The organism is Mesorhizobium sp. M7A.F.Ce.TU.012.03.2.1 (assembly GCF_004006095.1).
Taxonomy (GTDB): domain Bacteria; phylum Pseudomonadota; class Alphaproteobacteria; order Rhizobiales; family Rhizobiaceae; genus Mesorhizobium.
This window is the reverse complement of record NZ_CP034779.1, coordinates 2,253,072-2,273,088: the sequence shown is the minus strand read 5'-3', so window position 1 is coordinate 2,273,088 and position 20,017 is coordinate 2,253,072. Positions and strand designations below refer to the sequence as shown.

Annotated in this window: 13 protein-coding genes and 6 pseudogenes; 8 read left to right on the top strand and 11 right to left on the bottom strand. The window is 62.3% G+C overall.

What is annotated here, in order from left to right; all coding sequences use genetic code 11:
• Nucleotides 1-48: 48 nt before the first annotated feature.
• The 4 genes and pseudogenes from EJ079_RS10910 to EJ079_RS10900 form a co-directional block, all read right to left on the bottom strand.
• Nucleotides 49-2,355, bottom strand: a complete 2,307-nt coding sequence (locus EJ079_RS10910; RefSeq protein WP_127808973.1) for a S9 family peptidase — start codon at nucleotides 2,353-2,355, stop codon at nucleotides 49-51.
• Between the two features lie 665 nt (nucleotides 2,356-3,020).
• A pseudogene (locus EJ079_RS33865) lies at nucleotides 3,021-3,251 on the bottom strand (IS5/IS1182 family transposase); the annotation flags it as partial.
• 86 nt (nucleotides 3,252-3,337) lie between these two features.
• Nucleotides 3,338-4,385 (bottom strand): annotated as a pseudogene (gene fni, locus EJ079_RS10905) (type 2 isopentenyl-diphosphate Delta-isomerase).
• Nucleotides 4,386-4,470: 85 nt separating this feature from the next.
• Nucleotides 4,471-5,312, bottom strand: a pseudogene (locus EJ079_RS10900) (hypothetical protein).
• A 903-nt stretch (nucleotides 5,313-6,215) separates the two neighbouring features.
• On the opposite strand from EJ079_RS10900, the gene EJ079_RS10895 reads away from it, so the two are divergent.
• The 4 genes from EJ079_RS10895 to EJ079_RS10880 are packed head-to-tail and all read left to right on the top strand — an operon-like array spanning nucleotide 6,216 to nucleotide 9,170.
• Complete coding sequence (locus EJ079_RS10895) at nucleotides 6,216-6,512, top strand: DUF2604 domain-containing protein (protein ID WP_127808972.1); 297 nt, start codon at nucleotides 6,216-6,218, stop codon at nucleotides 6,510-6,512.
• Nucleotides 6,505-7,122 (top strand): putative metal-binding protein, encoded by a 618-nt coding sequence (locus EJ079_RS10890; protein ID WP_126057778.1) that lies wholly within the window; start codon nucleotides 6,505-6,507, stop codon nucleotides 7,120-7,122. Before EJ079_RS10895 ends, EJ079_RS10890 begins: the two co-directional genes overlap by 8 nt.
• Nucleotides 7,119-7,607, top strand: coding sequence for a Mov34/MPN/PAD-1 family protein (locus EJ079_RS10885; protein WP_126057777.1), 489 nt, complete (start codon nucleotides 7,119-7,121; stop codon nucleotides 7,605-7,607). The genes EJ079_RS10890 and EJ079_RS10885 overlap by 4 nt, the downstream gene beginning before the upstream one ends.
• A gap of 3 nt (nucleotides 7,608-7,610) precedes the next feature.
• Nucleotides 7,611-9,170, top strand: a complete 1,560-nt coding sequence (locus EJ079_RS10880; protein ID WP_127808971.1) for an E2 ligase fold family C protein — start codon at nucleotides 7,611-7,613, stop codon at nucleotides 9,168-9,170.
• A 206-nt stretch (nucleotides 9,171-9,376) separates the two neighbouring features.
• On the opposite strand, the gene EJ079_RS10875 is transcribed toward EJ079_RS10880, so the two are convergent.
• The 7 genes from EJ079_RS10875 to EJ079_RS10845 form a co-directional block, all read right to left on the bottom strand.
• Complete coding sequence (locus EJ079_RS10875; RefSeq protein ID WP_127808970.1) at nucleotides 9,377-11,845, bottom strand: S8 family peptidase; 2,469 nt, start codon at nucleotides 11,843-11,845, stop codon at nucleotides 9,377-9,379.
• Between the two features lie 17 nt (nucleotides 11,846-11,862).
• Nucleotides 11,863-12,849: an ATP-binding protein gene (locus EJ079_RS10870; protein ID WP_127808969.1), complete on the bottom strand. Its 987-nt coding sequence runs from the start codon at nucleotides 12,847-12,849 to the stop codon at nucleotides 11,863-11,865.
• A 354-nt stretch (nucleotides 12,850-13,203) separates the two neighbouring features.
• Nucleotides 13,204-15,174 carry a relaxase/mobilization nuclease RlxS gene (gene rlxS, locus EJ079_RS10865; protein ID WP_127808968.1) on the bottom strand — a complete coding sequence of 657 codons (1,971 nt, stop codon included), beginning with the start codon at nucleotides 15,172-15,174 and terminating at the stop codon, nucleotides 13,204-13,206.
• A 178-nt stretch (nucleotides 15,175-15,352) separates the two neighbouring features.
• Nucleotides 15,353-16,036, bottom strand: a complete 684-nt coding sequence (locus EJ079_RS10860; protein WP_127808967.1) for a lytic transglycosylase domain-containing protein — start codon at nucleotides 16,034-16,036, stop codon at nucleotides 15,353-15,355.
• Entirely contained in the window at nucleotides 16,024-16,572 is a 549-nt protein-coding gene (locus EJ079_RS10855; protein ID WP_029354919.1) for a S26 family signal peptidase, read from the bottom strand. The genes EJ079_RS10860 and EJ079_RS10855 overlap by 13 nt, the downstream gene beginning before the upstream one ends.
• Entirely contained in the window at nucleotides 16,569-16,838 is a 270-nt protein-coding gene (locus EJ079_RS10850; protein ID WP_127808966.1) for a helix-turn-helix domain-containing protein, read from the bottom strand. Before EJ079_RS10850 ends, EJ079_RS10855 begins: the two co-directional genes overlap by 4 nt.
• 180 nt (nucleotides 16,839-17,018) lie before the next feature.
• The gene (locus EJ079_RS10845; protein ID WP_029354915.1) at nucleotides 17,019-17,342 is read right to left on the bottom strand and encodes a DUF736 domain-containing protein; all 324 of its coding nucleotides are present in this window, start codon (nucleotides 17,340-17,342) and stop codon (nucleotides 17,019-17,021) included.
• Between the two features lie 1,011 nt (nucleotides 17,343-18,353).
• On the opposite strand from EJ079_RS10845, the gene EJ079_RS10840 reads away from it, so the two are divergent.
• The 4 genes and pseudogenes from EJ079_RS10840 to EJ079_RS33860 all read left to right on the top strand — a co-directional run.
• Nucleotides 18,354-18,701 (top strand): hypothetical protein, encoded by a 348-nt coding sequence (locus tag EJ079_RS10840; protein WP_063169239.1) that lies wholly within the window; start codon nucleotides 18,354-18,356, stop codon nucleotides 18,699-18,701.
• Between the two features lie 61 nt (nucleotides 18,702-18,762).
• Nucleotides 18,763-18,987 (top strand): annotated as a pseudogene (locus EJ079_RS10835) (co-chaperone GroES); the annotation flags it as partial.
• 65 nt (nucleotides 18,988-19,052) lie between these two features.
• Nucleotides 19,053-19,678, top strand: a pseudogene (locus EJ079_RS10830) (TCP-1/cpn60 chaperonin family protein); the annotation flags it as partial.
• A gap of 10 nt (nucleotides 19,679-19,688) precedes the next feature.
• A pseudogene (locus EJ079_RS33860) lies at nucleotides 19,689-20,017 on the top strand (TCP-1/cpn60 chaperonin family protein); the annotation flags it as partial.

Sequence of the window (20,017 nt, the reverse complement as noted above, 5' to 3'; positions counted from 1 at the left end):
CCTGATTACAGCCGATAAGGCGAGCTAACATATTGCAAGAGCCACAAGCTATTCCAGCTCGATCGGTTTGGTGTTCCAGTCGGGCGGGGTCTGACCGAGAATGTTGCGAACGAAGAAGTCTAGGAGTTTGCGCTCGGTGTAGGTGCCTAGAGTATGGTGATTGGCACCAGGAACGTAGACCATGTCAAAATCTTTTCCTGCCTTGATGAGTCGATCGGCAAGCTGGAACGAGCAAAACGGATCGACATTATCATCCATTTCGCCGACCGCGATCATCAGCTTGCCCTGCAGCCTGTGAGCATTGTCAACGGCGGAGGATTGCGAATATTCAATGCCGACCGGCCACCCCATCCACAGTTCGTTCCACCAGGTCTTGTCTATCCTGTTGTCGAAGCAGCCGTTTTTGGCGACGGCGACCTTGTAGAAATCGGGGTGAAAGAGCAGCGCGCTGACTGCACTCTGGCCGCCGGCGGATGCGCCAAAAATGCCGACGTTGGATATGTCGTACCATGGATATTGCGCAGCCGCCGCCTTGTGCCACAGAATGCGATCGGGAAATCCTGCGTCCTTCAGATTCTTCCAAGCAACATCATGGAAGGCGCGGGAGCGGTTGTTGGTGCCCATGCCGTCGATCTGAGCAACGACGAAGCCCAGCTGCGTGAGCGGCTCTGTCCACCGCGAGAAGGATTTTGGGACGAAGGAGCCGTGGGGTCCAGCATAGATCTTCTCCACAACTGGGTATTTCTTCGTCGGGTCGAAGTTGGCTGGCAGGTGGAGCACGCCCCAGATGTCAGTTTTGCCGTCGCGCCCCTTGGAATGGAAACTGAGCGGCGGCTGCCAGCCTGCGGCGACGAGCTCGGAAATGTCGGCCGTCTCGATCTGCTGGAGCTTGGCATTGTCGCTGGCGCGGTAGAGTGCCATGCGCGGGGGCAGATCGATGCGTGACCAGAGATCGACATAATAGCGCCTGTCAGGCGAGAACTCGATATGGTGGTTGGCCGGTTCGGGCGTCAGTGCAGTCAGTCCCTTGCCGTCAAAGCCGATGCGGTAAGCATGGACCCAATAGGGGTCCTCCTGCGAGTTCATCCCGCTCGCCTCGAACCAGATCTGACGCTTGACCGGATCGACATGGTTGACCCTCCGGACGACCCACTCACCTCGGGTGATCTGGTTTTCGAGCGCGCCTGTCCGGCCGTTGAAAAGATACAAATGCTCATACCCGTCGCGCTCTGATGCCCAGATGATCTCCTTCCCGTCATCGACATCGTAACGGAAGATTTTTCCGGCATCCTCCTGGCCATGCCCCAGCGGCAAATAATCAACGAATGTCTCGCTGGTCTCATCGATCAGGGAGCGCCCGCGGCCCGAGGCGGCGTCTACCTCGACCAGGCGATAGAGCTGATGCCCGCGCTGGTTATATTCGAAAGTGAAGCCGCGGCTGTCCGCCCACCACCGGAGAGGGGAAAGTTCGAAGACGTTCGAGAAGAGGGCACCGTCAATCACGATCTGGCGCCGGCCGGCAATGTCGAACAGGACTGGCTGGGGCAGCGGAAGGACATCGCCCGGCCTGGGATAGAATTTTGTTGAATATTCCCGCTCCAACTGGTCCGTCGAAGAATTGAGGTAGCGGACCTCTCGCCTATAGCCGGGGCGAACAAGGTAAGCGGCGAGGTGGCGCGAGTCCGGCGACCAGCTCAGCGTCGAAAAGACGTAGCAATTGCCTTCGGCTCCGTCCCGGCTCAGAGGAACATCCTGCAATCCGTCCTCGCTGCGCAGGAAAACGTTGCAGTTCTTGATATAGGCGATCCATTTGCCGTCGGGCGACGCGTTGCTCTTGTCGGGGTTGTTCTCCGCTGGCAGCGTGTAGCGGTGGCTGAGCTCCCTACGGTCCCCTTTCCTTGCATCGAATGTGGTGCTGGTACAGTCATAGCTTGCAAGGTCGCAGCTCCACCGGGTGTCTTCAATCTGGAAGTCGAGCCTGCGACCATCCTCACTCAGTTCGAAACGGTCGAACGGAAGATTGCCGGCTTGATAGCTCTCATGGCTCACCTTGTTTAGCGCTGCCGCCAGACGCGCCTGATCGAAAGCGGGCCGCTTGAAACCCGTGGCAGCATCGACCTGCATGAACTGCTGCTCGCCGTGGCTAGTCCGGCGGTAGACGAAGGCTTCACCCCCGGTCAGCCAGAAAGGCATTTTGGGGACATTGACAGTGAGCCCGCCATATCGATCGTTGATCGTAAGTGCGCGCTTGAAATCGGCCGGCGCTAGCGTCGGGTGTAAACTTTTCGAACCCTTGGCCAGCGTCTGAGTTGCCGATCGCCATGCCGCGCGCGTCAAAGCGCCGATCCTGGACATACCTGTTCACTTCTTTCGGTTTTCGGAATGCTAATTTTGAAGTTGGGTTCTCGTCGCCGGTCTGCAGCAGCGCCGAGCGTCGCCTTGGAGGAGAGCCAGCACGCGGGTGCAGCCAGGCACGCGCAACAGGGGCGCTCCCTGGACATCCAGGCACTGGTTCGGGTGCCGATTGAAGAGTTGGCGTCCGCCGCCGAAACAACCAGGAAAGAGCGTCCACGCAGCCCTGACGCGACTATTTCCCCGCGAGTATGGCCGCTTGCTTTTCTGCATCATCTGAAAGGTCCTGCTCTAGTCGGGCCGGATGTCACCCCGGCAGAAATCATTGTGCTATTTCGACAATCTCCGAGCGATTGCCGCCGGCCCATGAAGAGGTTTACCGATAGGGCGCAATATGCGTGCCAAAGGAAAAGCGGTTTAAATACACGGCAATCCGCCTATGTCGCATCCCCAACATCGTCGCACACCGGACAATGCCGGACGAAATTGTCCCGGGGCGTCAAATTGGTTTGATGGTGACCCAAGGAGTTCTGGCTTTATCTGAGGCGTTCGGCTTTTTCAAAAGCCGGACTCTTCGCGCGTTTCCGACGGCCCGAAGCGCCTGATCAAAGCTGACGGCATTCCCGGGTCTTGGCCTTGCCACAGCAGCACCTGCTGCATCAATTCCGACGGACGCTGTAGAACACCTGCAACACACGGCCCGCAGCAATTTCTCCGGCGCAACGCTGGGGCGACCGCCTTTGGCACTGCAGGCGTACATGCCGGAAAGGATGCCGTCTAGCCGCACCAGCGCTCCATTGATCATCAGCCGGTGCGGGCCCAGGATGACCGGCTGGAACGAAATCTTCCAACCGCTTCATCGTGAACAGCTGCTCCATGAACACATCGCTCCCGTCAATCGAGCCGTCTCGCCAGGGGGATCAATAGTCTCTCTTTGGCGTAGGTATTTCAGCAGCCTGCTGTTAGCGTGCGGACGACGCCGACATCAACCGGCGGACAAATGCGACGAGGGCAACAAGCGCGCCTGACGCAACGCCACCAGATCAGCCGAGCCGGTGCAGAAGCAGGCGACGGCCAACTGGCGGATGACGATCTCGAAATGCGCGACAACGGCCTCGGTGGACACTGTCGCCGCGCCCAGCACGCTGGCCGCCTGCCCGGCGATGTCCGCGCCCAGGCGGATGGCCTTGGCCACGTCGACGCCATCGCGGATCCCGCCCGACGCGATCAGCTTCACCGTTGGCAGCGCCCGACGTACCGCCTGCACGCTGGTCAGGGTGGGAATCCCCCAATCGGCGAATGATATCGCCACTGCACGGTCGGCGGCATTGCGGGCGCGCTCGCCCTCCACTGCGGCCCAACTGGTGCCGCCGGCGCCGGCGACATCGATTACCGCCACGCCCGCCTCGACGAGCGCACAGGCCACCGAGGCGGAAAGGCCCGCCCCCACTTCCTTGGCCACGATCGGCACGCCCACGATGCGCGCGACGCCAGCGATCAGCCCCAGGACGCCGCGCCAGTCGCGGTCGCCCTCCGGCTGTACCGCTTCCTGCAGCGGATTGAGATGGACGATGAGCCCATCGGCCTCCAGCGCGTCCACCGCGCGACGCGCCAGGTCCAGGCCGCCGGCCTCCCGCAGTTGCGCGGCGCCGATGTTGGCCAGCAAGGGAAATGTCTGGCGCCAGGCGGCGCAGCGCGCGCGTTAGCCCCTGGGAGTTGCGGGATTGCAGGCTCACACGCTGCGAACCGCACATGGCGATCTCCAAGGCTTGCGCTGCCTCGCTCAAATGCCGGTTGATGGCCTCGGCCCGTGGCATGCCGCCGGCCATAGAGCTGATCAGCAGCGGCGCGCGCATAGCCTTGCCCAGCAGCGAGGCGCGCAGGTCGATCTGCGTCAGGTCCAACTCGGGCAGTGCGCAGTGTTCGAAATGGATGTACTCCCAGCCAGCGGCCACCGTGGCCGGCGCCGTTCGCCGGTCCAGCACGATGTCCAGATGTTCGTCCTTTCGCCGGCTCAGGGCGGTGTCGCTCATGCTCGCTCCATCCGTAGCAGCGGGCGACGGCGTTGCGTCGGATCGAACCGACGGCAGCGCGCCCAAGCCGCCGCCTCCGGCGCGTTCAGGCCGACGCACGCTGGCCTCCCCCTGCAGCGTCGCTGCGGTAGCGGCTGGTCGAAGTCTGGTAGTACTGCGCGCGGATCGCCGCCATCGCCTCGATCAACGGTCCCCACGGCGCGGGAAAGCATTCTTCCGCCATCACCCGGTGCAGCATGCGCATATGGCCGGCCAATTCGTCGTTGAGGAACTCAACCACAGGCATAGCCGGATAGCGCTGCAGAAGCAGGATCGCCGCGTTATCGCCGGCCGACCTGTCCTTGTCGCGTCCATGCAGATCGTTCTGTAGGCGCCCTATCACTGAGATGAGCCGCAGGACCTGGCGAAACGCTGGACGCGCGCGCAAGGTCGCCATGTCCAGCCCCCACAGCAGCAACAGGCACAGAACACGTTCCCGGACCAGCGTCGCGCCCCTGCCGCCTGCGCGTGTCCGGCGCGCAGCGCCGCGCAGTAGCACCGGGTATAGTCGAGAAGCCGAGCATAGTCGCGACGATCGTAAGCGAGCGCAGCCAGCGAAGCGCGCAGCTGAGCGCAGCCCTCGAATCCGGAGAGCACGCACGGTACGCCGTGCCCCAGCGCCTGCTCCACGGCGGCGAGTTGCTCCGGCGCGATCAGGCCAACGTCGTTGCAATCGTCTAGCCAGAACAGCAGCGCCAGTTCGGGATAGAACGCCACGATCAGCGGATCGCGGCCGGTGCGGGCGCTGGTGCCGCGCAGGCTCGGGTGAATGCGTTGCAGGATATACTGGCCGCCCCTTACCGCTTCCTCAGCATGCTCATCCGCGAAACCGGTCAGGGCACGCCCCCACTCAAGCACCTGCTGCAGCGCGCGTTCGGTCTGGATCATGGCGCCGCCCCTGCTCCCTCGGCTACGACGCGCCGCCCCCAACGAAGCGCCAGCCACAACCCGGCGAGACCGCATCTCCGCGCCATAACGGCGATCGCGGAGTTATCGATCCGATTGCCAGTTGCTAATGCAAGCTCTTGTGAACGGCCGTTTGGAGCCGGCCCGCAGCCTCGCCGGCAGTATCGAGCAATCCGCTTGCGCCGGCTCGCCATAGCAGGCGAGGACGGCAAGGTCGCCGGCGGCAAACGCACGCGAGCACATTGCAAGCGATATCCGCGAACGCGGCGCCGACTGGTCAGCCTCCGCCTCGGTGCCCGCATATGTCCGCGAGTCGAGCAGCGCCTTCGCCACGAAATGAGCAGAACGCCTTACGAGCATCGACCGCCGGCTGCTGCGCATGCGCGATGATGAGGCATGGTCTCGCAGCGGACCCGTTCCGACAGATGCTGCACCAGGGACGAGGCGACCTTATCCAACAAGGCACCACTTGCGCTGTTTGTGGAGACGAGCGTCGGCTGCATCCATGCGGCTGCTTGAGTGGTGAAGACTCTGAACGACGGTTCCTACGGCGCTGCCGGCGCAATCGGCTGCTTGGGGGACGCGTGACGCAGTCAAAGCTCCCCTTGCCAAGCACGGAGCAGGCGAGTGAGAGAGCAGATGAATAGGCGTGTCGCCAATATTTCCGCATTGCTCTAATCGATTATAGTTGTGAGGAGCAATTTGAGACCATTTACTTGCGGCTCAAGTCACCCATAAAAGAAGGCAAGCACCGATTCGGTAGCTTATCCCCTGTCTTTCGCGTACTCGCGGCCGTGGCGCCGGGTGAACGATTGAAGACCGCCGGTCTCACTCGCAGGTGGGCGCCAGGGCGTGGGGCGGTTGGCAAGCCACAGGAGTAGGACAATGTCGAAGGATTCGGGTAAGGGCGATAATCACGGCAGCGGACCGGGCAAGATCGAGATCACGGTGGTGGTGAACGGCCAGCCCACGCAGGTCGAAGCCAGTCCCAACCAGCCGCTTCACGTCATTCGTACCAAAGCCCTTGAGAACACGCAGAACGTCGCCCAACCAGCCGAGAATTGGGAATTGAAGGATGAGGCCGGCAACTTGCTCGACGTCGACAAGAAGCTTGGCGATTTCGGTTTCCCGAATACTATGACCCTGTTCCTCAGCCTGAAGGCGGGCGTCGCAGGTGCCTAAACCCCAAAGTGTGGATCCGGAGGTCTCCCGAGCGAAGTTTGATCGGGAGATCGGCCGGTTCCGGCCATATGCTGATGTCTATCGGGCTCAGGGCTGCTTCTTGATCGAGGCGACCTTTCCGCGCGCTTTCTTCATTTTCGCAAGCCTCAAGTTAAAACCACGGGTGATCAGCGCAGCGAGCGAGGTCGACTTCACCGACTACGACTTAAGACCACCGTCCGTGGTCTTCGTCGATCCGTTTACGCGTCATCCGATTGCCCGGAAAGATCTATACCTGAAAATGCTTAGACGTCCGCCGCTGCCCGGAACGCCGCCGGAGATGATAGGAGCTCTCATCCAGCAGAACGCCGTGCCGCTGACGGACTTCATCCAGGCCAACAGTCCCGAGGACGAACCATTCCTGTGCATGGCGGGCGTCCGGGAATACCACGACAATCCAGCCCATTCAGGTGATCCATGGCTGCTTCATCGGGGTTCTGGCGAAGGCTGTTTGGCCTTCATCCTGGACAAGATCATCAAGTACGGAATCATTCCTATAGAGCAGTTGCAGATTCAACTCCCACCGGCAATCGTAGGAATGGTGGTATCCCCTCAGGCGATACAAGAATGACTGGTTTGAGAGATGTAACGATCGTGACTCTCCCGCGCGGCTGCATCTCGACCACGCATGGGCATCTGCGCTCAGTTGGTCGCGAAGGCAATGAGGGGATGGCGCTCTGGGTCGGCGTTCAGCAAGACCGGCACTTTGCCGTAACAGAGACGGTTATCCCGGCGCAGCGTCACATTCGGACAAACGATGGCGTTTGCGTGATCGTTGCGGCCGAAGAACTGCACCGGCTCAATGTCTGGCTCTACAAAAGCGGCCTGAAACTCTTGGCCCAGATTCACAGCCATCCGGGCCGCGCCTACCATTCGACGACGGACGACGCTTATGCGGTTGCTACCACGGTTGGGTGTCTGTCGCTGGTAGTGCCGAACTTCGCCCGCGAGCCTTTCGATTTTGCTCGGGTCGCCGCCTATCGGCTTGACGAAAAGGCCAAATGGAATGCGCTCCCTCCCGCGGCACTGTCGCGAATGATCATGATATCGAGTTGAACAATGGCATTCGCTAACTTCATCGATCGCGCCGCCACGGCGGCATCTCAGGTCCTGGCCGATTTTCATCTGGGAGACTTCAAAGCAGCTCTTGAAAAGCAGGTCGTGGCAGTCGCCTTCGACCATCAGGCCGCTTCCTGCGCCGAAGGCCAGGCGACACTAGATCTTGCGGTGAGATTGCTCGCTAGGCTCTACCCGGTTCTGGCGATACTCCCGCTGGACAGCGCGGCGAGCTCTCAAGCCCAAGCGCTGGAGCGCTTGGCAAAGTCGATCAATCCAAAAGTCGGCATCCGGCGTTCCGGCAAGTCTGCCACCGTCTGCGTCGTTGCAGGGGTAACGCGCCCATCACTCCGGTGCCCGATCTTTTTCGTGGGATCGGACGGTTGGGCGGCAAAGCTGTCGCGTACGGACCCGGTGGGCTCTGGCCCAAGTCTGCTGCCTTATGGAGCTGGCGCCGCCAGTTGCTTCGGCGCCGCCAACGTCTTTCGAACTATCTTCGCCGCCCAGTTGACCGGCGCCGAGTTGGACGAAACCATCGACCTCTCGCTATGCAGCTACGACAAGACCAAAGCCGGAGAGCCTGGCCCGATCGACTTCCCAGTCGACCTTGGCGAAACCCACCTCGTTGGGCTCGGTGCGATAGGCCATGGCTCGCTTTGGGCGCTAGCGAGACAACCCGATCTCAAGGGTCGTCTGCATGTAATCGATCACGAAGCGATCGAACTCTCAAACCTGCAGCGCTACGCATTGGCTGGCCAGGCGGAGATTGGTATGTCCAAAGCGGTTCTTGCAGCCACCGCCCTTAGATCGACTGCCCTTGAGGTCGAGGCGCACCCTCTGACGTGGGCAGAATATGTTGCGCGCCGGGGCAATTGGGTCTTCGACCAAGTGGGTGTGGCGCTTGACACCGCCGCCGACCGTCTGGCTGTCCAAGGTGCACTGCCGCGATGGATCGCAAACGCTTGGACGCAGGAGCACGATCTCGGTATTTCCCGGCATGGTTTCGATGACGGCCAGGCTTGCCTTTGTTGCATGTACCTGCCATCCGGAAAATCCAAGGACGAGCACCAGCTGATTGCCGAGGAACTCGGAATACCGGAAGCACACGAGCAGGTGAAAACGCTCCTGCAGACCAATGCCGGAGTTCCCAACGACTTTGTAGTTCGCGTGGCTACAGCGATGGCTGTGCCGTTTGAACCGCTAGCCCCGTTTGTCGGCCAGCCCCTGCGCTCCTTTTATCAGCAGGCTATCTGCGGCGGTCTGGTGTTCCAGCTTAGCGAAGGAAGTCGCCGCGTTCGAACTGTGGTTCCGATGGCCTTTCAGTCGGTGCTTGCCGGGATTATGCTTGCCGCGGATTTGGTCAAACATAGTGCGGGGTTTCCCATGAGCCCGACGACGAGCACTCGGGTGAATCTTCTGCGCCCCCTTGGCTCTCACTTGCACGATCCGAAGGCCAAGGACTCCAGCGGCCGCTGCATCTGTGGCGACGACGATTTCATTGCCGCTTACAGGCGCAAATACGGCGAGCGCGTTGATCAGGTAAGCGATGTCTCGGCCGCCTAAGCAGACGCGCACCTCTCCGTAGACGCAGGGGGCGCGGCTTGTGGGCGTGACCATGGGCGCCATTATGACACGCTTGGCCCGCTCCTTTGCCGGCCTATCGTCCTCCGCGCATGATCCCTGTTGCCGACGTGATGATCCAGCACCAGCCGCCATGGCACCAGAGGCTGGTCAAACCTCCGTTGTTGGCCGGTTTGGACAGTGCTGCATCAGGTCTCGACCGACGTCTCGACAGTCAGGGCTGCTTCGACGGGTGTGAAGATGTCAACATCGACCCCAGGCGCCCGAATCGTCACAATCAGGGCGTACCGAGCTAGAGCGTCGACGCGTTCCAGGTAAGGCTTCTCCTTCCACCAGCCCCCGACCGGGAACACGCCGATCGCGTCACGCTCGGCGAGATCGGCGGCGCTGCCCGACCAGAAATCGGCGTGCAACGAGCCGCGATCGCGGAAGGTGCCGAGCAGCCACTCTTCTCCGCCTCCAGCAGGCGCCCCTTCCTCCTCGTCCCGAGCGGCCTGATTGATGCGGGCTCGGAATTCGTCGACTGTCTCGGTCGCTGACTTTACTCTGAACCGAAGACCATGGGACGCGTAACGATGCCGGCGGGTCCATCCGCGTTCACCGGGGTTGGGTTCGATGAAATAGGACAGCGTGACGCGGAGCTCGACCTGGGCAGCGCCGAGCGCCGCGAGTTGCTCCTTCGGCCAAGGCAGGCGATGCAGCTTCATGTCACGCGTTTTGGCAGCCGCGCCGCCCTCGCGCTGGAAAGGCTGAAGCTCATCTTCAACGATAAGCGTGAGGTCGTTCACCGTTGACAGAAGCGCGCGCCCAAGATCTGGCACGCCGTAACCATAGCGCCGCACGAGCGCCTGGATCTCGCCCTTCGCTCCGTTGCACGCATCGATGCGTGCGCGCATCGCCGGAGTCCATTCGGCCGAGTGGACGATCAGGGCGCGAACCGTTTCAGGCCACAGTTCGGGGCGCGCTGATAGAATTAGTCCCGCCATCCGTGCGGCATGGGCCGTTGCCGCGCTCGTATCTCCGAGGGTGGTGAAGTGGCGCAGTTCGGGTCGATAGAAAGTGGTCAATATCTGCAGATCGTCGATCGGCTCGCCAGGCAACACACCGTCATGGGCGAGATTGCCCCCTTCGAAGACGACCTCGGGCTTCACCGGCCACTGCCTGTCCCAAACGACCGAAGTGCGACTGCGCGGCGAGAGCTCGCCGACCGGCGCGATCGGAGCGTAGCCCGCAAAGTCGGTGTCAATGATATCGACCTTTTCTGTGAAAGCGCCGACCGTCAGCGCATTCCAGGCCTGAGAAGGATCATCGACTGCTTCCAGATCGTTGCGCGTCAAATGCTCGGCCGGCATGAGGTCATCGCCGATGTTGCCGGCAGAGAGAACGATCAAGCGTCGCTGCTCCTCTTCGAAACAGAGTTGGTCGATAGCGGCAGACCACGATGTGGGCCTTCCACGCGCCGGACTGGCGCTTGTCACAGCCATTGCGATCGCGCGGCGGCGCTCCGGCGCCTGCACCTCGGCGCGGGCGATCGCTTCCGCGGTGATCGCGCCATAGAGTTCTGGATCGTTTGCCTCGTCTTCTGGCGGAAGGATACGGACACTCTCCAGCCGAAAGGGCAATGGAACTGGATCGCCTCCGACCAGGAGCGGGACCAGATCACCGTACAGGCCGACACCTGCCATTCGCGTCCCGTGGCCGCTCCACGCAGGTGTGTCGTCGCTGCCCCATGCCGGTTTGACGGTGTGCCAGTCTTCAACGGCAAGTGCGGGTTCGATCAACGGGTGGGTGCGACGTACGCCGCTGTCGAGAATGCAGACCGCAATATCGGATTGAGGCGGTCTGACGCGCCCGAGAAGCTCGTCGCTCCAGTCCCTTTGCTCCGCGCCGCCAAGGCCCATGAAGAAGGACGGCGTATCCTTCGCGCGCCGCAGCTCGGCGACGACATCGCTGTGCGCAATCATGCGGTCGAGCATTGCCGTGCTGGCGAGTGCCAGCATGACCACCCGCTCCGGAAACCTGACCGCATGCGTGCGCAAAGTGATGTTCAGGGCTTCGGCAATGTGCTCGAAGTTCTCGCGGCGACCGTCGCGCAGCCAGACTTCCCACCACACCTGCTCGTCAGCGGCCTGGGGGAAGAGGTCGTCGTGGTCGGTAAACAACGATCGTGCAGTCGCCAGCCTGACTGTCTCCATGCGGGAGACGAGCGGCTCGTTGCGCGGTCTGCCGCGGTCAGTGTCAACGTCTCGATACGCCTCGACTTTCCGCAAATAATAGGCTTGCGCGCTTTGCGGCAGGAACACCGACGCTGTGATGGGAGCACCGGGTTGAGTTGGCTCATGGACGGCGACCAGCTCCATGTGCTGGCGACGATCGGCCAACTGGTCGAGGGCCGCCCGTCCGGACATGGGCAGATCGATCTCGAGGTAAAAGCCAGGCGTGCCGACCGACAGCTGGGGGTCACGCGCCGCAATCTGCTGGCGTGCACTTTCGACCGCTTGTTCGATGGATTGCGTCAAGGCCGCAGCATGCGACGCCCGATCACGCGCCGGCAGCGGCGGTGCATGTATAAGTTGGTTGGGCCGCCGATAGGCTTCCCGAATGCCGTTGTTGCGAAGGTGGATATGGGCGCGGTCGCGCGGAAAATCGTCTGCCATTATGATCTGTGCTGTCGCTACTCAGACAGCGAAGCCTGCCGGCGTTCCTTCAGAGCGTCGATGAGCGCTTCCGAGGTGATCCGCTTCCCCCCCCGCAATATGATGGTTTTTGCAGCGTCGTCGGCCGCGCGGGTGATGTCGGCCTGCGACAGTCTCTCTGCCTGAGAGATCGCCTCGTTCCAGGCAAGCCCTCTGGTGTCGAAGCGGTCGAGTCGAGCCCGAAGCAGCGCCTCGATAATCGGCCGATCGGGCACGGCGTATTCGATGACATCGTCGAAACGGCGGAACAAAGCTCTGTCGAGCAGCTCGGGATGATTTGTTGCCGCAATAATCAGGCTGTGGCTGTCGTCTTGCTCGAGAAACTGCAGAAACGAATTCAGCACGCGCCGAATCTCGCCAACATCCTGGCGTTCGCCTCGACGCGCGCCGATGGCATCGAATTCGTCAAAGAAGTAGACGCCCCGCGTCGCCTGCATTGCATCAAAAACAAGCCGCAGCTTTCCGGCAGTCTCTCCCATGAACTTGGTGATCAAACCATCGAGGACGATCATGAAAAGGGGCAGATGAAGCTCCCCGGCCAATGCCGATGCGGTCATCGTCTTGCCTGATCCTGGCGGGCCGACCAGAAGCAGTTTGCGACGGGGAACAAGCCCGTGCTCGCGCAAGCTTGCTTGTTGGCGCTGCTCTCCCAGGACGCGGTGCAGGCGCGAGCGCAGACTGTCCGGCAAAATCATGTCCGTCAGTCGCAGGTCCGGATAGCGCACATGCAGGAGGCCTGCGAGTTCGCCCTTTGGCTGAAAAAGGGGAACCGGCCGACTGCTCTTGGCAATCCGGGCGTCCCTGCTCTTGGCTGCGTCGACCAGATCCTTGAGCTCCTGAGCAAGCTTGCCATGGCCTTGACGTGCCTCATGCGCAGCAAGCTGCATCGCGATAGAGAGGAAACGATCCTCGTCGCCGGCAATGTGGCTTTTAAGCAGCGTCACGATATGGCGGGCCGTGGTCATGGCTCTCTTCTGGGTATCCGTTTACTTGGCGAAGCGCATGCAACCTAAACGCTTTCAACGGCGATTTGTATCGCGCAATGGTGTTTTTTCTCTTGTCGATGTTCGCCCGTGGCAACTTCAGCGGTGAACTGTTGCGCCGCGGTCATAGGCCAGCCGGAATAACGCCGGCCAGCAGACAACAGTCCGCATCTTCGAGCGCTCGAAGTCTGGCCACTCACGCAGCGTGTCGGGTCCGAACGCTCCAAAGCCGCCCCGCCTGGCAGGTCCATGCGACCGATTGCGGGCGTGCGGCCATAAGGTCTACGCGGGCTCGCATGGCTGCCCGCGCCGCTGGCTAAAAAGCTGTACACCATCTCACGAAACACCAGGTCCGCTCCTTTGCCGGCCGACGGTCCATGAAATCCCCTCCCCACTCACGACACCGGAGACCTCCTTGCCCACGTGGCGCTCAAGCACCGGCCGCCATGGCACCAGCGTGAACTCGCGCGACTTTTCAACGACGGCATATTTTCCGCTGGCAAGCTCGACGGAGCGGCGGAGCGTACCCTCTACTCGTCCTCCGGATCGCGCTTCGGCATAGGGCAGGCCAAGTTCCTCCGACAGTTGGCCAGCAACACGGTTCAGTTCTCGCTGGCGCAGGATCGAAAGCATGTTGGCTCGATAGACGATCCCATCCTGTTCTTTATGCGCGAGGCCTTGCGCGATCAGCCACTGCCGCCGGCGAGCTTGCGCCTCTCTCACGTCGCGGCCGAAGCCGGATCCGTGCAAAGGCTCGGGTCTATCGGCAACCAGCTCCCGGTCGAGCCAGGTGGCGCCGTTGAAGCTGACCTGTCGCTCCAGCGCCATTGAGGAGAGCTTGTCGGCAACGACAGGCTCGGCCCTGGCCCGCTGGCCCTCATAATTCGCGACGCGATCGAGATGGTCCGGCGCGATGAGCCAGGTGCCGTTCGGCTCTCGCTCGACGCCGCCGGTCGCGCGGCGGATCGCCTCCAGCCGCCGCACATGCGTTCGCGCAAAGCTCTCGGTGGCGGATGGGTCATGCTTCAGGTGCATATCGACGTCGTAACGGCCGCCATGCGCGGCGGCGATTTCGGCGATGGTACGATCGACCTGCCTCGGCTCGGTGTTCCTTGGCGCGACACGCACGATGCAGCCATTAGGCATCGTTTCCATCGCCTCGCCTCTACCGATGTCGATCCAATGGCTCTTACCGTCGACGGCGTCGACGATCATGTAATGGCGGTCATTGATCTCGTCGGCCAGTCCACGCGCGACAACGCGACCGACGAGAGACTGGACGGGCTCGCCGGCTCGATCGTGGATCACCCAGTCGGCGGCACTGCGGGCAAGCCCCTTGCCGGTCAGTTCGCGGTGCATGGTCTTGATGATGTCGCCGCGTTCGCCGGTGCTGCGCAGCGTGGCTTCGAGCTCATCGTCGAGGCGCCAGGAGCCAGCGCCGACCTCCGCGGCCAGACCCATCCGCTCGAGCTTGCGCAGCCGTCCCTGGTGCAGCGTCTGGCGAATGGCGTCGGGACCGCCCGGCGAGACCAGGCCGTCATCATCACGCATGCTGAGCAGCCGACGGTCGATGCTGGTGAAGCGTTCCTGCTCCATTTCCCGGCGCAGGCGAAGCTCAATCTCGCGGTCGGTTCGCGGACCGAGATCGAGGCTGACCAGCTCGGCCGCCCGCTCGCGGATGCCAGATGAGATATATTCGCGCGCGATGACCAGGTTCTCGCCACGGTCGTCCCTGCCACGGACGATGATGTGGCTGTGCGGGTGGCCGGTGTTGAAATGATCGACCGCGACCCAGTCGAGCTTCGTGCCGAGGTCTTCCTGCATCTGCGCCATGAGCCGCCGCGTCAGCGCCTTGAGGTCGTCGTACTCGATGCCGTCTTCGGCAGCGACGATGAAGCGGAACTGATGGCGGTCGCCGTCCGCGCGATCGATGAACGCCTTGCCGTCGACGCGGCCGCTGTCGGCGCCGTAGAGCTCGCCAGGTTCACCTTCGCGGGTGACGCCGTCGCGCTGAAGATAGCGTAGATGGGCACGCGCCCCGTCCGCGCCCTTGCCGGCGAGCTTGACGACCCGCGCCTTGACGATCACCCGGCGCTGGCGGAAGGCGGCATACCGGTCGCGCGATTTCAGCAGTGCGGCGGCCGCCCCGCCGCGCCCTGTCCGGATTCCGGTGAAGCGACCACCGCGTTGCGGCCGGCCGCCAGCCCGGTTGATCGCCGCACGAACCTGGCCGGCATAGCGTTTGCCGGCCTTCGAGCCGCGCGACCCGATTTTGCCGAGCTTCGGCCTGAACTCGTCATCCTTCATGCGAGCCTCCCAGACATATCAAGCAAAATCAGACACTTACACGTCCAACCCTCTTGGCACCGGCGGCAGCCTCCCGGAAAAACGATGTGCAGACAAAGATTTAACCGCCTCCTGGAGGCGGTACCTTTATCTTGCCTTACGCGCCCAGCCCCGCCAGACGCGCCCCCGTCCGCCATGGCTAACGCACCGGCTCCTTCGGCTGCGCGCCGTCCTTGCCGAGCGGCACGAAGAGATCGCCGTTTCGCACGCCTGAGTGAACACCGTCATGAATGAAGAACAGCGACCGTCCGAGAGGAGCGATTTGCGCCTTTGGAGCGACAGATTGGCTTTCGAACGCCTCGATGTCGGCCGCCGAAACTCCGGCCGCCTTGAGTTGGTCGAGGTACTCGACGGTCTCTTCTGGCAGCGGTTTGCCACGCTTCAAATGCCCGGCGTAGCGCTCGGGACCGGCATTGTAGGCGCCAAACAGGCCAGGAAATCCGAAGCGGTCATACATGGCACTGAGATAGGCCGTACCGGCCAGGATATTGTCGCGCGGATCGTGGGGGTTAGGCCCAAGGCCGTGTTCGACCCGCATCTCTTCATAGGTGCCGGGCATCACCTGCATGAGGCCCATGGCGCCAGCGGGGGAGGTGATGGGGCGGCCGCCGCGCATTGTCTTGCCGCCGCTTTCGGCAGCCATGACGGCATAGATCCAGGCTTGGGGAATATGGAAGCGCCGGCTTGCTTCCGATACCAACGTCTGCCACCTTCGCAGCTGCGGACTTTGGGAGATGGCGACCGGCTCAGCGCCGGTCGAGGCGGAACAGGCGCATGGCGCAATGGCGATCATGCCCAACAAGAGGAGGATCACTCGGTCCATAGTGGTACGAGCCTCCCGATGACATTTTGAGTGGGAACAGGCCCGAAATAGCGGCTGTCGAAGGAGCGGTTTTTGTCGCTGCCGAGCAGGAAAACCTCGTTATCGCCGAGCGCTCGGCAGCCGTTCCACCATGGCAAAGGTCGGCCTTCGGCGTCGATTTTGAGCCGGCGCGCGACGATGTCGCCGCCGATGATGATGGCGTCATTGAAGGCGCAGACATTATCGTCCGGCAGCGCTGCAAGACGTTTTGCCAGCGGCACATTGCGAGGCAGATAGCTGCGCTCGGCGGCGAGATACGCCGCGTATTCAGGCGGGCGCACGAGCACGAGATCGCCACGCGCCAGCGCTCCCGCAGCGATGCGGTAAAGGCCGATCGGCGCGCTGGCCGAGGCGTTCCAGACCAGCCAAGGGGTGGGCTTTCCCAGCGCCGTGAAGCCCAAAAGACCGAGACCGGCCGCGGCCAAGGCGACCGTCTTACGGGCTCGAACACGCCTCAGGCGGCTGCCGATCAGATGGATGGAAGGGCGCCGCCTCATGAACGGCCTCCCGTGCCGCCCTGGCCGGAACCGGCCTTGCCATCGCCGGCGATGGAGTGCTGCGGGTTTCCTTTCGACCAATGGTCGAGTTCGTCGATGTGATAGCGGACATAGCGGCCGTGCTTGCGGAATTTCGGGCCGCCGCCCTTGAGCCGCATCTTTTCGAGCGTGCGCTGGGAGAGCCCGATATAGAAGGCGGCTTGGGCTGTGCTGAGAAACGGGCTGCCCTTTTTCGCGCGGGCCGCGCGTTCGTTTTCGTCTTCCATGATGATCCTCGTTTCGCTTCGGACAAGCGAGGGCGAGGATGGGCGAGGGAGATCGTCTTGGGGACGGGCGAAGAGTCGGGGGAGAGTTTTCGCCGCCCTTTAGGGCGGACGGGGTTTGGGTGGAACTCCTGGGATGAGCCCCGCGCCGGGGCTGCGGCGCGAGGCTCTTATCTCGGCCGGTCAGTCGGCCGGGTTCCAGATGATGGCGTAGGTGTCGTGATCGTCCTGGCCGGCGGCGCGGCCGAGATTGGCGTAGAGCTTGCGCGGTCCGAACTCCGGCGCTGCAATCGACAGGCTCACATAATCCTTGCCGGAAGTCTCGCCGGTGCGGATCCAGCCGGCGCCGACTTCGACCCCTTGCGTAAGCACCCGGAAGTCGGGATGGTTATCGGCGCTCTTGGCCTGGTTGGGGACGATATCGATGTCGGCGCGGACGCTGAGCGTCTTGAGCTGGCCCTTGTAGGCGCCGTTTTCCTGCTTGTTGACGTAACCGATCGCGGTCATTTCGAAGTCTCCTTTTGTGGTTTCGCCGGGGACCATCCCCTGCGATGGCGCACCGTAATGGGCGCGTCAGGGCCGCCTGAATCCGACAGGGCCGCAGCGACAGTGAAGGACCCGAGCGGGCAGCTTTTTTGTGAGCGAAGCGGCGCGAGGAAGCCGCCGCAGGCGGCGGGGAAAAAAGCTGATGGCGCGAGGGTTTCGGGCGGCCGGACCCGCCCATAGGTCGACAAGCCAGCTGCAGGGATGGTCCTTGGAGAGAGCATGGAGACCGCTCGCCAAGTGCGGTCTGTCAGCCAAGCAGGACGCCGGGATGAAACGGCCTGCAAAGATGCTGCGCCCTTATGCCGGATCGAGATCGTGCCAGCGGGTCGGGCGCCAGAGCACACATCCGGCATGGTGCGATCTATGAAAGCAGGGCTCGCCAGCGGGAATTTGATACGCGAAGGGGCCAAAGTAAGGCTGGATGAGAAGCCGGTGCTACCTGCAGGTCCAGTGTCATGTGGCGGCGCTCGGGAAACCGCTACGCAATGTGACGCGCTCTTATGAGGCGAACAGACCGGCCCCAAAACCGATCGACCGGTGGTCGGCGCGAAACGCGTCATGCCTGTCCGAAAGCTGACAGTGGCAGAAGACGCATGTCGGGTTCCGCACAATTGACCATGCTGGGTTTGTGAGGTTTTCAGGGAGAGCCATGCGTTCACTTCCCAGTGAGCTTTGGCACGGCATTTGCTCTTGAGATGTGGCAACACGGATCGAGGTTGACTGCATGCACAAGCGCGAGATGAGCAATGCTCTCCTTTCCTGGAGGCTTGGCAGCAGATTCGATTTGACGTTGCGAGGAGCTTCAGCCGCTCGCGGCGGAAGTGATCTCAAATCTGAAGGCACCGTTGGGGCCGCAGCCATCAAACACATCTTTCTCTTTTTCGCAGCTCGTCTTCAACGCGATGCGGACTTCTTCGCGTCGACGGCGGCCGAAAGTGGAGAAGGGGCTCGACTTGCAAAAAGGAGTTGTCAATGACGTCTTACGTTCGCACCAACAGCCCGGCGCAGGTGCGCTCACTGTCCACCTTTGGCAAGCATCTGCAAAGGAGCGTGCTGACGGCGACGCTGCTTGCCGCGGCTTCGACGGGAAGTGAAGCGCAGCCCTATGTTCGTGCTGACGGCAGCACGACTGACGACTTGGAAGCGGCGCGAGCAAGTTGGCGTCATGACGCCGAATTCAATGGAAATGTGGGGCTCGCAGCCATCAACGCGGATGCCGCGTATGCGTTGGGTTCCACCGGGGAGGGGGCCAGAGCTCCTCGCCTGCCCTCGTCCGTCTTGACGAGTGCCCGCTTACAGCCTACCTCACTATCGCGTTAGCACTCGTCCATCGCGAGTGCTAACAAAACCCCTCAACAGCGCACCAGGGAAAAATCCGAAAATGGCAAAGTCGAAGTTCCGCCCGCTGCATGACCGCGTGGTCGTTCGCCGGGTCGAATCCGAATCCAAGACCGCTGGCGGGATCATCATCCCCGACACGGCAAAGGAAAAGCCGCAGGAAGGCGAGNACCGCATCCTGTTCGGCAAGTGGTCGGGCACCGAAGTCAAGCTCAATGGCGAAGACCTTCTGATCATGAAGGAATCCGACATCATGGGCATCATCGGCTCATATCAGGCCCTTTCGTCAACTGAATTCCCGGGCTCGATTGAAGCCCCTGCCAGGAGCTAAAAATGGCTGCCAAAGACGTAAAATTCTCCCGCGATGCCCGCGAGCGCATGCTGCGCGGCGTCAACATTCTCGCCGACGCGGTGAAGGTCACGCTCGGCCCCAAGGGCCGCAACGTGGTCATCGACAAGTCGTTCGGCGCCCCGCGCATCACCAAGGACGGCGTCACCGTCGCCAAGGAAATTGAGCTTGAGGACAAGTTCGAGAACATGGGCGCGCAGATGGTCCGCGAAGTTGCTTCGAAGACCAACGACATCGCCGGCGACGGCACCACGACCGCAACCGTTCTGGCGCCGGCAAGAAGGCCGAGATCCAGGGCCGCGTCGCCCAGATCAAGCAGATCAAGCAGCAGATCGAAGAGACCACTTCGGACTACGACAAGGAGAAGCTGCAGGAACGTCTGGCGAAGCTCGCCGGCGGCGTTGCGGTGATCCGCGTCGGCGGTGCGACGGAAGTCGAAGTCAAGGAAAAGAAGGACCGCGTCGATGACGCCCTCAACGCGACCCGCGCGGCCGTCGAAGAAGGCATCGTTGCTGGTGGTGGCGTAGCCCTGCTGCGCGCTTCGGCCAACATCAAGGCCACCGGCGTCAACGCCGACCAGGCCGCCGGCATCAACATCGTTCGTCGTGCGCGCCGGCAAGGCCGGCAAGAAGGCCGAGATCCAGGGCCGCGTCGCCCAGATCAAGCAGCAGATCGAAGAGACCACTTCGGACTACGACAAGGAGAAGCTGCAGGAACGCCTCGCGAAGCTCGCGGGCGGCGTTGCGGTGATCCGCGTCGGCGGTGCGACGGAAGTCGAAGTCAAGGAAAAGAAGGACCGCGTCGATGACGCCCTCAACGCGACCCGTGCGGCCGTCGAAGAAGGCATCGTTGCAGGCGGCGGCGTAGCCCTGCTGCGCGCTTCGGCCAACATCAAGGCCACCGGCGTCAACGCCGACCAGGCCGCCGGCATCAACATCGTTCGTCGTGC